The 14,321-nt window shown below is 31.9% G+C and carries 14 protein-coding genes and 1 tRNA gene; 7 read left to right on the top strand and 8 right to left on the bottom strand.

All coding sequences use genetic code 11. From position 1 onward, the window contains the following. Nucleotides 1-71 precede the first annotated feature (71 nt). Together gldC and gldB are read right to left on the bottom strand one after the other, a co-directional pair. Entirely contained in the window at nt 72-410 is a 339-nt protein-coding gene (gene gldC / locus E1J38_RS06230) for a gliding motility protein GldC (RefSeq protein WP_133356310.1), read from the bottom strand. After that, nucleotides 410-1,357 (bottom strand): gliding motility lipoprotein GldB, encoded by a 948-nt coding sequence (gene gldB, locus E1J38_RS06235; RefSeq protein ID WP_133356333.1) that lies wholly within the window; start codon nt 1,355-1,357, stop codon nt 410-412. The genes gldC and gldB overlap by 1 nt, the downstream gene beginning before the upstream one ends. Before the next feature lie 110 nt (nt 1,358-1,467). Between gldB and nadE the strand changes: the two genes are divergently transcribed. Both nadE and E1J38_RS06245 read left to right on the top strand, forming a co-directional pair. Further along, on the top strand, nt 1,468-2,256 hold the full coding sequence (nadE, locus tag E1J38_RS06240) for an NAD(+) synthase (RefSeq protein ID WP_133356311.1): 789 nt from the start codon (nt 1,468-1,470) through the stop codon (nt 2,254-2,256). Nucleotides 2,257-2,353: 97 nt separating this feature from the next. Then, a complete protein-coding gene (locus tag E1J38_RS06245) occupies nt 2,354-2,986 on the top strand; it encodes a response regulator (RefSeq protein WP_133356312.1) in 633 nt (210 codons plus the stop codon). Here E1J38_RS06245 and dnaG read toward each other — a convergent pair. Then, nucleotides 2,981-4,939 (bottom strand): DNA primase, encoded by a 1,959-nt coding sequence (dnaG, locus tag E1J38_RS06250; RefSeq protein WP_133356313.1) that lies wholly within the window; start codon nt 4,937-4,939, stop codon nt 2,981-2,983. The genes E1J38_RS06245 and dnaG overlap by 6 nt on opposite strands. A gap of 246 nt (nt 4,940-5,185) precedes the next feature. Here dnaG and E1J38_RS06255 point away from each other — a divergent pair, with 246 nt between their 5' ends. The 3 genes from E1J38_RS06255 (at nt 5,186) to E1J38_RS06265 (ending at nt 7,263) form a co-directional block, all read left to right on the top strand. Continuing rightward, nucleotides 5,186-5,512, top strand: a complete 327-nt coding sequence (locus E1J38_RS06255; protein ID WP_133356314.1) for an ArsR/SmtB family transcription factor — start codon at nt 5,186-5,188, stop codon at nt 5,510-5,512. Nucleotides 5,513-5,559: 47 nt separating this feature from the next. After that, complete coding sequence (locus E1J38_RS06260) at nt 5,560-6,447, top strand: arsenite methyltransferase (protein ID WP_133356315.1); 888 nt, start codon at nt 5,560-5,562, stop codon at nt 6,445-6,447. A 78-nt stretch (nt 6,448-6,525) separates the two neighbouring features. Next, the gene (locus E1J38_RS06265; protein WP_133356316.1) at nt 6,526-7,263 is read left to right on the top strand and encodes a sulfite exporter TauE/SafE family protein; all 738 of its coding nucleotides are present in this window, start codon (nt 6,526-6,528) and stop codon (nt 7,261-7,263) included. Nucleotides 7,264-7,472: 209 nt separating this feature from the next. Here E1J38_RS06265 and E1J38_RS06270 read toward each other — a convergent pair. The 4 genes from E1J38_RS06270 to E1J38_RS06285 all read right to left on the bottom strand — a co-directional run bounded on the left by E1J38_RS06270 (nt 7,473) and on the right by E1J38_RS06285 (nt 12,227). Then, nucleotides 7,473-7,554, bottom strand: a tRNA-Tyr gene (locus E1J38_RS06270). 88 nt (nt 7,555-7,642) lie between these two features. Continuing rightward, nucleotides 7,643-10,354, bottom strand: a complete 2,712-nt coding sequence (locus E1J38_RS06275; RefSeq protein WP_133356317.1) for a TonB-dependent receptor — start codon at nt 10,352-10,354, stop codon at nt 7,643-7,645. Between the two features lie 37 nt (nt 10,355-10,391). Next, complete coding sequence (locus E1J38_RS06280; RefSeq protein WP_133356318.1) at nt 10,392-11,237, bottom strand: GLPGLI family protein; 846 nt, start codon at nt 11,235-11,237, stop codon at nt 10,392-10,394. A 126-nt stretch (nt 11,238-11,363) separates the two neighbouring features. After that, nucleotides 11,364-12,227 (bottom strand): GLPGLI family protein, encoded by an 864-nt coding sequence (locus E1J38_RS06285; protein ID WP_133356319.1) that lies wholly within the window; start codon nt 12,225-12,227, stop codon nt 11,364-11,366. A gap of 218 nt (nt 12,228-12,445) precedes the next feature. On the opposite strand from E1J38_RS06285, the gene E1J38_RS06290 reads away from it, so the two are divergent. Then, on the top strand, nt 12,446-13,225 hold the full coding sequence (locus tag E1J38_RS06290; RefSeq protein ID WP_133356320.1) for a hypothetical protein: 780 nt from the start codon (nt 12,446-12,448) through the stop codon (nt 13,223-13,225). Between the two features lie 2 nt (nt 13,226-13,227). Further along, nucleotides 13,228-13,842, top strand: coding sequence for a deoxynucleoside kinase (locus tag E1J38_RS06295; RefSeq protein ID WP_133356321.1), 615 nt, complete (start codon nt 13,228-13,230; stop codon nt 13,840-13,842). 95 nt (nt 13,843-13,937) lie between these two features. On the opposite strand, the gene E1J38_RS06300 is transcribed toward E1J38_RS06295, so the two are convergent. Continuing rightward, nucleotides 13,938-14,321 (bottom strand): integrase core domain-containing protein (locus E1J38_RS06300; RefSeq protein ID WP_145774291.1); only part of this gene is annotated, 384 nt, incomplete at its 5' end.

Genomic DNA, 14,321 nt, shown 5'->3' on the forward strand with positions numbered 1-14,321 from the left:
TTGAAACTCTAAATCAAAGTAATAGATCAGTTATTCTATACATCATAGTTACTGGAAAAAGAACATTTAAACTATTTATTTTTCAAATCTAGTTTTTCGGCAAAATAGTCACAAAAATCTTTCATGGTAGCCGTCATTTTTTCATCCTGAGTAGCTCTTTTAAACGTATCGCTCATAGACACAAGCGTTTGATGAAAAAACACCTTCATTTCATCAACAGGCATGTCTTTGGTCCACAAATCAATACGCAAAGACTCTTGTGCTTTAGAGTCCCAAACACTGAGCATCATAGCTTTAGCTTCCTCTTTATTTATACCACCATCTTCAGCAGACCAGAACAACTTCTCTGGCACTCTATTATCGTCTAATTCAACATTCAATTCAATCTTTGATGTGTGTGTTTCACCCATTATTTTTTTGGTTTATATTTCGTATTATTAAAAATTTCTTCAGCACTAGTTATCAGCATCCTGTTCAAAGACACGTCATTTTGCTCCATGTAAGCACGCACTATTTTCCACCCAACATATTGTCCCAATCTGCCTGGTGAATTGGAATCAATTTCTTCTAAATAAAATTTAGTAAAAGGTGCAGGATTTATAAATCTACTTGATAGTTTAGAATCGGTACTAAAAAGCAATTCACGCTCTACAAAATATCGCCAAATATAACTTTCATTAGCATCAGCCCAATCCAATTCTTCTTGAGAATAGCCAATGCGTTCTGCTTCGGTTTTAAAAGGAATCATTAAATCTTTAAAGTATAGCTGTTTTCCAAAATAAATCATTTCATCAAGTAATGTTTTATTATTCCTCAGGTAAATATACTTTTTAGCATACGCTTCTGCCAGATCTACCACAATTTGTTCTTTTTTTAAATTAGCTACAATAAACTTTGGTATATTAGCGTAAAACTCGTGGTCACTACCTAAATAGTTGTCTAGTGCTATTATAGCAATAGTATCAGTTACAATAACTTTGTTTCTATAATCAACGTCACTTGTTGTGGTTATAACTCTGGGCGGATTAAAAGCATCAAAATAATATTTTAAGTGATTAAAAAGTGATTCTATTTCTAATTCGGTAATATCAAAATCACGAAATGTTTTATCAACGGCTTTATTCAGCATTTTTTGAAGGGTATCTTCTTTTTTTGCTATCCAAAATGAATCTTTAATTACTTCAGAAAACATAAACGGATAAGCTGTCTTTAATTTAGGTAGTTCGTTTACACTTACTTTAGCAAATAATTGATCAAACCGTTCTACATTAATATCAATATTGATTTTCGCTATTTCCTTTTCAATTTGATTTTCCTTTTTACAAGAAACCGTAAATAGTGTAAGACATGAAATCATCACGAAATTCTTGATATAAAACTTAAACAGCATAAATTTTTATTAATTGAGTGATTCGCTTATTTTTGTTTGCAAAGGTAGTATTCTTAGAATTAAAATCTTTTATTAAAATGCAAACAGAAAAAGTTATAAATTATATTGTTGATTGGTTAAAAGCCTATGCTACTAACGCTGGTGTAAATGGTTTTGTTGTAGGGGTTTCTGGTGGTATAGATTCTGCTGTAACTTCAACGTTATGCGCTAAAACTGGTTTAAATGTTTTAGTGGTTGAGATGCCTATCCACCAAGCAAAAAGTCATATAAGTAGAGCCCAGGAACATATTAAACAACTTAAATCTAGATTTGCTAATGTAAGTGATACTAGAGCTGACTTAACACCTGTTTTTGAAGAATTTAAAACTGAGATTTTTTTAGATGGTGATCAAGCCACTATAGATATGGCGTTAGCGAACACTCGGGCCAGATTAAGAATGACAACCCTGTATTATTATGCAGGTTTGTATAAACTTCTGGTAGCTGGCACTGGTAACAAAGTAGAAGATTTTGGTGTTGGTTTTTATACTAAATATGGAGATGGTGGTGTAGATTTAAGCCCTATTGCTGATTTACTAAAATCTGAAGTTTATCAATTAGGTGAACTATTGGAGGTTCCAAAATCTATTATGACGGCTGCACCAAGTGATGGTTTATTTGGTGATGCTAGGAGTGATGAAGATCAAATAGGAGCATCATATCCAGAACTTGAATGGGCTATGAAAATGAATGATGAAGGTAAAACAGAAGCCGATTTTCTGGGTAGAGAAAAGGAGGTTTTTAAAATATACAAACGCTTTAACACGGCTAATAAACATAAAATGATTCCAATACCAGTTTGCAATATTCCAATTAAATTAAAATAATTATTGCAAAACATTCAGAAAATCATTACTTTTATAATTGCATAATCTCTCAACTTATAATTATCTCTCTAAATAATTATGCAAAACAACCAAAATTATGATAAAGTTATTAATAGCAGACAATCACCCTATTACAAGAAAGGGACTAGAGGTTCTTTTCTCCGCATCACCCAACATAAAAATTGTTGGTAGTGTTGAAGACGGCGAAGCCGTAATGGATTTTATTAAGAAAAATCCAGTTGACATCCTTTTAACGGAAGCCGATTTACCAAAACTTAATGGATTAACTATTTTACGTCATTTAAAAAATGACCATCCAGATATCAAGACCATTATATTTAGTGGGCAACCAGAAGAAGTATACGCCATAAATGCCATTAAAGCTGGTGCTTCTGGTTATGTTTCTAAAACGGTTAACGTAATAACCATTAGTGAAGCCATTACAAAGGTACATGATGGCGGTATTTATTTAAGTAATGAACTTACACAACAGCTTGCTTTTGGCAATCGTATTGGAAGAAGTTCAGGAACTTTTTATAAGAAACTATCTACTAGAGAAGCTGAAGTACTGAAACTCTTAACCATTGGTAAAAAGAATAAAGAAATATCCAAAGAACTTGATATTAATGAAAAAACGGTTAGTACTTACAAAGCCCGATTAATGCGTAAACTTAAAGTAACTAACCTAGTAGATCTAGTTAATCAAGCTAAACTAGCAGACCAATTATAAAACTCTGTTAAGTTTTCTAGATAATAGCATTTTTAAGCCTGAATAGTCTTTTACCTCTTCAAGAATATTTTTATTTACATCATTTTTATTTTGCAAAGTTTCTTGTTGATACTCTTTGACTTTTTGGTCTATTAAAAAACAACGCAGGCTTAAAATTGTTTCACTTACCAACTGTGAAACGGTGTTTAATTTTTCTTTAGGATAGATATTCATTCTGTTCCAATTATCAAGAGCATAACGCTCATCTTCCATAAGAATAGTGGTGATTTCATTTGCTGTTTCTTGGTTCACAGAATTAATAAACATTCTTAAATTAAATTCTGGATTCTGATTTAAAGCATCTATTATGGTGTAATACAAATTTTTAAAATGCTCATTTGAAAACTGCATCTCATCATCCTGCAGGTCTAAGTATATTTTTTCAAATACTTTAGCCTGCTGAATTATAGGCTCTAAAATTAAATCGCCTGCATCATTTTCTTTTAAAACCAAATCTTCAAAATCCTCAACTTTATTGCCATAAAGCAATAAGATCTCTATAATTTTTCGTTCTAAAACGTATTGAACATCTACCTTTTTTACAGGCTCTTGATGCTTAATAACCTCAAAAACTTTATGTTCTTTCTTAAGTTGTGTATTCTGATTCTGAAAGTCCTTTTTATTAATTTGAGCTAATGTACTAAACAGTACCTCTTCACTAATATCCATAATTCTAGCACATTCCTGAATATAAATTTCTTTTTTAATTCTGTCAGGAATTTTAGAGATACTGTTAACAATATCCCTTACGGTTTCAGCTTTTTTTATGGGGTCATCTTTGGAATCTTCATGTAAAATCCCCGCTTTAAACTGAATAAAATCCTTGGCATTTTCTTCAAGATATAGTGTTAGTTCTTCAAGGGTATTCTGTTTTGCAAAACTATCAGGGTCTTCGCCTTCTGGAAATGAGCATACTTTTACATTCATTCCTTGCTCCAGAATTAAATCAATTCCTCTAAGCGAGGCTCTCATACCGGCGGCATCACCATCAAAAAGCACCGTAATGTTCTTAGTTAGTCTATTTATAAGTCTAATTTGCTCAGAAGTAAGCGCTGTTCCCGAAGATGATACGACATTTTTTATTCCCGTTTGATGAAATTGAATCACATCTGTATATCCCTCTACTAAATAACAATTATCTTCTTTTGCAATACTTTGTTTGGCGTTATAAATCCCGTAAAGCACTTTACTTTTATGGTAGATATCACTCTCTGGTGAATTAAGATATTTGGCCGCCTTTTTATCATTTATCAGTATACGTCCACCAAAGCCTAAAACCCGGCCACTCATACTTTTAATTGGAAACATAACACGCCCCTTAAACCTATCAAAATGCTTGTCTGGTTTTACAATAGTAAGTCCCGTTTTTTCAAGATATTCAATATTATAACCTTTTTTTAAAGCCTCGTCTGTAAAGGCCTGCCAATCATCTAGGGAATATCCTAAATTAAATTTTTTGATAATCTCATCGGTAAAACCACGCTCCTTAAAATAGCTTAAACCAATAGACTTTCCTTGGTCTGTTTTATGTAGTATCTTTTGAAAATAATCATTAGCAAACTCACTAACCAAATACAAACTTTCACGCTCATTAGCTGCTTCTTTTTGATCATTGGTTTGTTGAGTCTCTTCAATATCAATATTATATTTTTTTGCGAGATATTTGATGGCTTCGGGATAAGTAAAATGCTCATGCTCCATTAAAAATGCCACTACATTACCACCTTTTCCGGTACTAAAGTCTTTCCATATTTGTTTTACAGGTGATACCATAAAACTTGGAGTACGTTCGTCACTAAACGGACTTAGACCCTTAAAATTGCTACCGGCCTTTTTAAGGTTTACAAAATCACCTATAACCTCCTCTACCCGGGCGGTTTCAAAAACTTGGTCTATGGAAGATTGTGCAATCAATTGAAAAAATTAAAGAGATTGTAAATGTAATATTAATCAATTGATTTTAGAAATTAAAGCTAAACGGATACTAGACCTAAACTAAACCTTTAAACTTCAAACTTATATTCAAGTAGGTTGCAACTCTTAAATTTCAATTAATATGCCTTTTCTTTTAGTTTAAAATCCATCCATTTCTAAAAAAACTCTCAAAAATATTGTGAATTAAAATATTAATCGTAATATTGCAATAAATGAATTTAACAAATGGGAGTTACTAAATCTGAAAAGTTCACAAATCTTCAAAATGAGATTGCACAATTAGCAAAAGTATTAGGGCACCCTGCAAGGGTTGCTATTATTCAGCATTTATTTAAAATAAACACCTGCATTTGCTGCGATTTAGTAGATGAAATTGGGTTGGCCCAACCTACCATTTCTCAACATTTAAAAGAACTAAAAAGTATTGGAATCATTAAAGGCAATATAGAAGGTACCAGTGTTTGTTATTGTATAGACAAACACAACTGGTCCAAAATGAAAAACCTAATCACAGAGTTTTTAGACCTAGATACAACGTCTAACTGTTGTTAAAAAAAAAATTAAATCAATTAATCGTAAAATTACAATAAAGTATTATTATGGATACAAAAGAGCAAGTATTAAAGGACATTGTTAAGGAAAGATACAGTAAAATAGCCGAACAAGGAAAAGCAGAAAATGCCTCATCATGTTGTGGCGCTACTACGTCTTCAAATAAAGTTTATAACATTATGATGGATGATTATTCACAAACCGATGGTTATGTTGAGGATGCCGATTTAGGATTGGGGTGCGGGCTCCCAACTGAGTTTGCAAAAATTAAAAAAGGTGACACCGTTATTGATTTAGGCTCTGGAGCAGGAAACGATTGTTTTGTTGCCAGACATGAAACTGGTAAAGAAGGCAAAGTTATTGGTATTGATTTTACACCTACTATGATTGAAAAAGCTCGCACTAATGCTGAAAAGCTAAACTATAACAACATTGAATTTAGAGAAGGTGATATTGACAATATGCCAGTAAATGATAATATTGCTGATGTTATTGTAAGCAATTGTGTTTTGAACTTAGTCCCTAACAAAAAAAAGGTAATTGGAGAGATTTTTAGAGTTTTAAAACCAGGTGGGCACTTTAGTATTTCAGATATTGTTTTGGTTGGCAATCTACCCGAAGCCTTAAAACAAGATGCTGAAATGTATGCCGGTTGTATAGCAGGTGCTATTCAAAAAAATGAGTATTTAAAATTTATTGAAGACCAAGGTTTTGAGAATATTACCCTTCAAAAAGAAAAACCTATTAGAATTCCAGATGACATCCTTTCTAAATATCTCACTAAGGATGCTGTAAAAAACTTTAACAATAGTAGTGTTGGTATTTTTAGTATTACTGTTTATGCCGAAAAACCTGGAGTTAAAACTGAGAAGCCTATAGTAAAATTATCAGAACTGCAGGATGCTTGTTGTTCTCCAAGCAGTGGATGCTGCTAATTAAATTTTAATAGAAACATCTCCAGATAAGTTATGTATGTAGCATTAGAAAAAGAAACTTTATCTATTATATGTTGAATGAAACAAATAAGTTACTTATTCTTATTTTTATCCTTAATCGCCGAAATATTTGGCACCGTAGGTGGGTTTGGTTCGTCAGTATTTTTTGTTCCGATTGCAAATTTTTATTTCGATTTCGAATCAGTTTTGGGTTTAACAGCCATTTATCATCTTTCTAGCAATTTAAGTAAGATTGTTTTATTCAAAAAGGGTCTTGACAAAAAATTACTTATCAATATTGGAATTCCGTCAATACTATTTGTTGTAATAGGTGGATTACTCACAAAGGTATTTAACAGTCTATACCTTGAACTAATCCTTGGAATATTCCTTATTATTTTAGCCCTTCTCTTTCTGATTAAAAAAGAATTAGTGATAAACCCAGTTAAACGAAATGCTATATTTGGAGGTAGTTTATCAGGTTTTTCAGCAGGTCTTTTAGGAACAGGTGGTGCGATACGCGGACTAACTATGGCTGCATTCAATTTAGAAAAAAGTGTATTTATTGCCACGTCAGCATTCATTGATTTTCTAATAGATTTTTCAAGAACATTTGTATATTATTACAATGGATTTATTCATAAACATGATTTAATTTATGTGCCATTTTTGTTGGTCATTGGAATTGTAGGGACAGCCATCGGTAAAAAGATACTCAACTATATTCCGCAAGATAAGTTTAAGAAAATTTCCCTTAGTTTAATACTTATTATTGGAATAATAACTTTGTCTAATGTCTTGTTGAATAAACTGTAAAATAAAAACGCTTCACAAAAAAAGTGTCATCCATTACTAACTTTATCTAAAAAAGAATATTGACTACTTTTAGTTCATACCTATTCATAACTTAGAAACTCTTCAATATTTATAGAAACAGAATCATAAACAAAACCTGTAAACAACTCTTAAAATATATTTTGGAATAAAAAAAGTCTACACAACCGTGTAGACTTTTCGAGTTCATGTGGGAAGAGCAGGATTCGAACCTGCGAAGACTTAGTCAGCAGATTTACAGTCTGCCCTCGTTGGCCGCTTGAGTATCTTCCCAAAACCGAGCGCAAATATATTATTGTTGAATAATTTTACCAAAGAAAAAAAGGATAACTTATTTAAATTATCCTTTTTTTCTTTGGTTTTATAATTCGTATCTCAACCTAAACGTTACAAACCTAGGTTGTATAAAATATTCTACTTCACTTACAGAAACATTCCCAATATTACTACGGTTTTGCGACTGGGTATCTAATAAATTTGTTGCTCTCAGCTCTAACTCCCACTTACTATCTTGGTCTTTCTTGTAGGCTAAAGATGCATTCCAAAACTCAAAGCTATTTATGGTTATATCCTCATTACTAAAATTATTATAAGAATAATCTGTTTTAAACGTGAACTTTTTAAAGATTAACGCGTCAAACTCTATAGATGGAGCTCTGGTGAAAAACGTAGTTTTATTTTCCCCTTGATTATTATCTTGTATAGAATGTCTGTAGCTTATTTCAAAATTTGGGGCTTCTCTAAAGTTAGTGCTTAATCCTGTTCTATAGGTGTATGTGTAATTTTTATTTATTGATCGTCTATTATTAATAAACTGGTTAAATTTAGAATAATCAAAATTACCACTTACTCTTACTCTAAACTTCCCTAAAGTTTTTTCCAATCTAGCATTCGCACTAGCATTCTCATCGGCAAAATTTGAGTTAAAAGGCGTGCTAACCCTAACGACACTACCTGGTTGAAATTGAGAGGTGGTTCTTATCCTATCAACGGTTTTAGAATAACTAAGCCTTGCTACAACATTGGTGTAGTTAAACATATTAAAACTGAAATAAGACAGGTTAACATTATGAGCTAGTGCACTTTCCAATTCTTGATTTCCAGAAAAAAGGGCATTATAATTATTTAGCACTAACCCTCTAGCCAATTGGTTGACATCAGTAAAATTGGTTGACATGCGATAATTAAAAATAATTTGTTCACTATTTTTTAATTGAACCCTAGTATTGAAATCAGGTAATACTCTAAAAAAGTTATCTGTAAAACCTACGTTAAACTGATTATTCTTAGCACTGTAAGCATGGGCAGAAACCCCAGGAGTAAAGGTGAAAATCCCGGATTTTAAACGGTAATGTAAACCTAAATAAACATCGCTAAAAGTATAAGCTATATCATTGCCATCAGGATAGTCTGGAAACGTATTAGTAGGATTAAATATGCTACCATTATCTAAATATTGAAATATATCAGAATCAAAATCTTGTTTGCTGTATATAGTTCCCAACGTAAAATTAATATCACTCTTGGCATTTAACACATTCCAGTAATCTAATTTTGCATCTATCTGATTGGATTTTACTATTTTCTGTTGAGCTACGTTATAATCTATCTGTGCATTATCTAAACCAAGTACATTGGCTGTATTGTCATAATTAGCTTTATCTTCTAAAATGGCATTATAAAAAGGATCTTCTTCTTGTAACAAATGCTGAACTTCAAAAGCAAAAATATTGTTCTCATCTAGCGTGTAATAGTAATTTAAGTTTTGATTAAAACTATAAGGAGACGTATTTTCCAACTGATCAATGTTACCTAAAACCGATGAAAAAAATATTTGATCTTGAGACTCTTTAGATGTTCTTGCCAATACATCATAATCTAGTTGATTATTTACATTAGGTTTATAGGAAGTACTAAGTTTAAGCATTCCCAAATCACTCCGCTGTGTGGTATTACTCTCGGTATCTTCATCAGGAATATTCAAATCAGGATCAGTAAATGTAACGAATCTGTCTTCCTGCAAATCTGTTCTACTATTTGAAAAAATAGCAAATCCGCTTAAATCTAGAGTCTTACTAGGCGAATAACTAAAATTAGCGGCACCAAACTTAGTATTAATATATTTTGCTCTGTTATTCTGAACGGTTAAAAATCCAATATCATTGCTTCCTATGTTTATGTTCGTACCACTACTTCTGCTCGGGCTTCTAAAACCACCCGTAAATTTAAAGTAGTCACGTCTTGTGAAAGCCACTTCGCCTAAGTTGTTCAAATCTCCAATAAGGTTTACACTATATTCTGGACTATAATAGAATAATTTTGGTTGAGCTAAATACAAGGTTTCCTTATCAGAATCTCCTAATCCACCAGTAACCGTACCAAACCAAAATTTCTTTTTACCCTCTTTAAGCTTAATATTAATAGCTATGTTATCCTGATTGTTTGTAACACCCCGTAACTGACTAACTTCGGCGTAATTTTTAAGTACCTCAACCTTGTCAATAGCATTAGCTGGAATATTTTCAACAGCCAATTTAGAATCGCCATCAAAAAAATCTTTTCCTTCCACCATCACTTTTCCAACCGTTTTACCTTCAACTTCAATTTCGCCATCATCATTGAGTTCAACACCGGGAAGTTTTTTAAGAACATCACCCAATTTACGCTCAGTACCAGACCTAAAAGAATCGGCATTATAAACAATAGTGTCTCCTTTTACGGTTACAGGCATTTCATAAACTAATTCAACAGCATCAAGGGCATTATCACTTTGAAGTACGAAGTCTTTTAAAATAGGTTGGTCTGTTGTCTCTATAGCAGCTTGAGCAGTTTTCATACCTACATAACTTACCTGAATTGTGTAAGAGGTGTTTTTTTCTAATGATAATTTGTAGCGCCCTTCATCATTGGTAATGCCATAAGAATCTAGCTTTTGAGTAGCTTGGTTAATGGCAATAACATTTGCCAATTCTAGCGGGGTTCCAATACTATCTTTAACAACACCTTCAATACGAACTTGAGCAAAGGTTACTCCAGCTATTAGTAATAGCACTAATAAAATATTATACTTCATTTATTTTGATTGGTATGATTCTTTATTCACTTCAAAATTATCTTCTTCCACCTCCACCACCTGGACGGCCACCGCCTCTTCTAAAATTTTCACGCATTTCTTCCATTTTCTTTTTTGAAAGTTCATCAAACTCAGCACGAGAAATTTCTTTTCCTTTTGAAGGTACTTTGATAGTGTCTTTTTCATCAGACTTCAAAACAATCTTAGAACATAAAATGGTGGTTCTACCTTCATTAACTTCTAAAATTAATCCTGGTAAACCCCAATAATCACTAGGTCCTTGGCTTACTGGTATTTGGGGCGTATACCACACAGCTACCTCAACCATGTTTTGACCCTCCTCTGGTTGTTCTTCATCATCTTGATTAGGTCTTCTTGTATTGACGTCTAGTCCATATTTAACTTTTATACCCGAAGCCTTAAAGCAAGTATACTGACCTATTTGTTTTGTTTCTCCTGTCATTCTCCACTCAAATGATGGAATGGAATCTTTTATTAAAAATTTCTTCCCAAAAATCTCACGTTCTTGTAAAAAAGATTGGTCCTTAATATTCTTGTATTGATTTCCATCTACAAAATTCCCCATCATCATAGTTCTAAAACCACTACCTCCCCCACCTGGTGCTTCAAGCTTTTCCTCTTCTTCATAAATAGATTCTGATTTATTAAACGTAAGAATGAATGTTTTTTCTAAGGCATTCTTTAATCTGTCTGCAATGCGTTTTTTCATATCTTCATCCATTCCGGGTCTACCAAAATTAGCCATATCTATAGTAGTTTTAGACATGTAATATGCTTTTCCTTGAAAATCTTGGGAGTTGGTTACATGGGATATAAAAAATATAAGACAGAGGACAGAATATTTTATGAAAGCTTTCTTCATTATTAGAAATATTATTGGTTAATCTAGATTCAATACTTGATTAGACCAAAATACAAATTCAAAGTTTAATTCTATGACGTTATTTTTTCGTTAAATCAAAAACTAATGAATTTATTAACCAAAATATTATCTCCTACTTCTACCCATTCTGTTTTCCCTAAATTCACGCATTTTTTTAAAAATAATATCTGTGTACTCATTTTTTGATACGCGTTTTCCTTTGTTGGGTATATCAATTGTAATTTTTTCTTTAGGATTTAAAACCACTTTAGAACATAACATTGTGGTCCCGTTGTAATTAACCTCTAAAATTAACCCTGGTAAACCCGAGAATTCTAAAGGACCATGACTGAGTGGTATTTGTAGTGTGTACCAAGCAACAATTTGAGTCATGTTAACCATTTCTGTTTCTACCCCTTCATTCAACACTTCATCCTTATTCTGATCATCAGGAACTTCTTGCTCATTAGCTTTTCTATTTCTCATTTTACTCCAAGAAAAAGACCACCATTCTAAATTATGTGCGGGCACCAGAGCTACAGCTTTGTAACAAGTGTATTGTCCAATTTTTTTAGTTTCGGTCCCCAAATTCCAATTAAAATCTTGTATTTTATCTTCAATTACAAAGCGCTTACCATAAAATTCTTGCTCTTGGATGAGTTTTTTCTCTTTTACGTTTTTATATTGATTTCCTGCTCTAAAATTTTTACCCCAAGAATCTGTTGCCCCTGAAATGGCATCTAAAACTTCCACTTCTTCAAAAATTGACTCCACTTTGTTAAAGGTTAACGTAAATGTTTTTTCTAGCCTATTTTTTAACCTTGCTGCTATTTGATTTTTTTGCTGCTGACTCATTGTAGCACCCCAGCGTCCTAACTCTAAAGTTGATTTAGATTGATAATACGCTTTTCCATAAAATTCCTGACTCATTAAGAAAATTGGACAGAAAAATAACAAGGTACTATAAATAAATTTTAAGATGCGTTTCATAATTTATTATATTTTGTTTAACAAATATAGTAATTTATTAAACGTTTTTTAGTTGTTCTTATGTTACAATTAACAGAAACAGTGAATAAAAACCATTTTGTATGTACTTTATATTACTTAATACCGTTTTACTGTGAGATTTAGATATACAAAATGATTCTTTAAACCTCATTTATTATAAAAAGAAATGGTTTGATTTTTGTATTTTTCAAGCCACTATGAAGCAGGTTTTTTTACTTCTATTATTTTTTAAGCTTTCAATATATTCACAAAACAGTGTTGATGCTTTTCATGTTAAAACTATTAGTTTTAAGGCTGATACCATTGTATCCATTGATGATTTTGGCACTATTTATTATGTGTTTAATAATGTGTTTTATAAAAAAAAAGGTAATCAAACTATCACATATAATAATTTACAACTAGGAGATGTTGCCTCTGCCAATGTCTTCAACCCTTTAAAAATAAATTTATTTTATAAAGATTTTAATACGGCTATTATACTAGATAACCGGCTTGCCGAAATTTTTAAAATAGATTTCAACACCATTCAACCTTATAAAAATATCACTCATATTTCAAGTGGTTTTGATAACACGCTTTGGGTTTTTAACCAAGATAGCCAACAACTAGAATTATTCAACTACAAAAACAACAATACACAAGCGCGAACCATACCCATTCAAAGTAAAGTAATAGACTTAAAAAGTAATTACAACAGTGTTTGGTTATTATCTGAAAAATATATCTATGAGTACAATTACTTCGGAAATTTAATCAGTAAAACTAAAAACAATGGTTACACAGAGTTATTTGAAGACAATGGAAATTTAGTTTTAAAGAAGGGTAATAGTTTGTACTTTTTAAAGAAAGACAGGAGTGAAACTATCCCAATTGATCTATCAAATTTGTTGATAAATCAGTTTTTTGTAACCAATGAAACCTTGTATATTTACCAGAATCAAAAACTACAACAATTTCAATTAAAAATTAATTAAGTATGCATGTTGCTGTTGCTGGAAATATTGGCGCTGGAAAAACCACCTTAACTAAATTATTATCCAAACATTACAAATGGGAAGCGCAATTAGAAGATGTTGTAGACAACCCTTATTTAGACGATTTTTATAACCAAATGGAACGTTGGAGTTTTAACCTTCAGGTCTATTTTTTAAATAGCAGGTTTAGTCAGGTGCTCCAAATTCGACAAAGTGGAAAGAGTATTATTCAAGATAGAACCATATACGAAGACGCCCATATTTTTGCTCCCAATCTTCATGCTATGGGGTTAATGACAAACAGGGATTTTGAAAATTACAGTTCGCTTTTTGAACTCATGGAATCTTTAGTTAAAGGTCCTGATTTACTTATCTATTTAAGGAGTTCTATTCCTAATTTAGTGAAGCAAATACATAAGCGTGGACGCGATTATGAAAATTCTATTAGTATTGACTATTTAAGCAGATTGAACGAGCGATACGAAGCTTGGGTTCATGGTTACAACAAAGGTAAAATGGTAATTATAGATGTAGATAATTTAGATTTTGTTGACAACCCAGAAGATTTAGGACAAGTTATAAATACTATTGATGCTGAAATTCACGGACTGTTTTAGGTTGTTTTTTACTTTTGGTAAAACCGTACTTTTACAATGAGAGGTAAGTACGTTCAATACTATAAAACTGAGTCGTCCTAAAATAGGTTGACCGATTATTGAATAAAATTAGTACTAATATTTGAACCATCAAAAGCTAGCTTTTGATGGTTTTTCTTTGTCCATTTTTTAAGTTTTATGTTCTGCTGTTTATGTGCTTGACTAGGAGTTAGCATTTTGATTGACAGATGGGGTCTTAAGTTATTATAAAGTAATATGGACTCTTGTAATTGCTTATGCAGTTGTTGATTGCTCTTAAAGATTTGATCCAACCCAAATTCATCTTTAAGGATTCCATTGACTCTTTCCGCTACTGCATTTTCATAAGGGTCATATTGCTCAGTCATACTTATTTGGATATTGTTTTGCTGCAATATATGAGTATACTCATGGCTGCAATACTGTAAACCTCTATCAGAGTGATGAATTAATGGATGTTT

Source organism: Seonamhaeicola sediminis, from assembly GCF_004358095.2.
Classification (GTDB): domain Bacteria; phylum Bacteroidota; class Bacteroidia; order Flavobacteriales; family Flavobacteriaceae; genus Seonamhaeicola; species Seonamhaeicola sediminis.

Excerpts from the sequence above, each read along its gene's own strand:
- E1J38_RS06295 (WP_133356321.1), top strand. The coding sequence starts at position 13,228 with ATGCATGTTGCTGTTGCTGGAAATATTGGCGCTGGAAAAACCACCTTA.
- gldC (WP_133356310.1), bottom strand. The coding sequence starts at position 410 with ATGGGTGAAACACACACATCAAAGATTGAATTGAATGTTGAATTAGAC.
- E1J38_RS06265 (WP_133356316.1), top strand. The coding sequence starts at position 6,526 with ATGAAACAAATAAGTTACTTATTCTTATTTTTATCCTTAATCGCCGAA.
- E1J38_RS06245 (WP_133356312.1), top strand. The coding sequence starts at position 2,354 with ATGATAAAGTTATTAATAGCAGACAATCACCCTATTACAAGAAAGGGA.
- E1J38_RS06285 (WP_133356319.1), bottom strand. The coding sequence starts at position 12,227 with ATGAAACGCATCTTAAAATTTATTTATAGTACCTTGTTATTTTTCTGT.
- gldB (WP_133356333.1), bottom strand. The coding sequence starts at position 1,357 with ATGATTTCATGTCTTACACTATTTACGGTTTCTTGTAAAAAGGAAAAT.
- E1J38_RS06255 (WP_133356314.1), top strand. The coding sequence starts at position 5,186 with ATGGGAGTTACTAAATCTGAAAAGTTCACAAATCTTCAAAATGAGATT.
- nadE (WP_133356311.1), top strand. The coding sequence starts at position 1,468 with ATGCAAACAGAAAAAGTTATAAATTATATTGTTGATTGGTTAAAAGCC.
- E1J38_RS06280 (WP_133356318.1), bottom strand. The coding sequence starts at position 11,237 with ATGAAGAAAGCTTTCATAAAATATTCTGTCCTCTGTCTTATATTTTTT.
- E1J38_RS06290 (WP_133356320.1), top strand. The coding sequence starts at position 12,446 with ATGAAGCAGGTTTTTTTACTTCTATTATTTTTTAAGCTTTCAATATAT.
- E1J38_RS06275 (WP_133356317.1), bottom strand. The coding sequence starts at position 10,354 with ATGAAGTATAATATTTTATTAGTGCTATTACTAATAGCTGGAGTAACC.
- E1J38_RS06260 (WP_133356315.1), top strand. The coding sequence starts at position 5,560 with ATGGATACAAAAGAGCAAGTATTAAAGGACATTGTTAAGGAAAGATAC.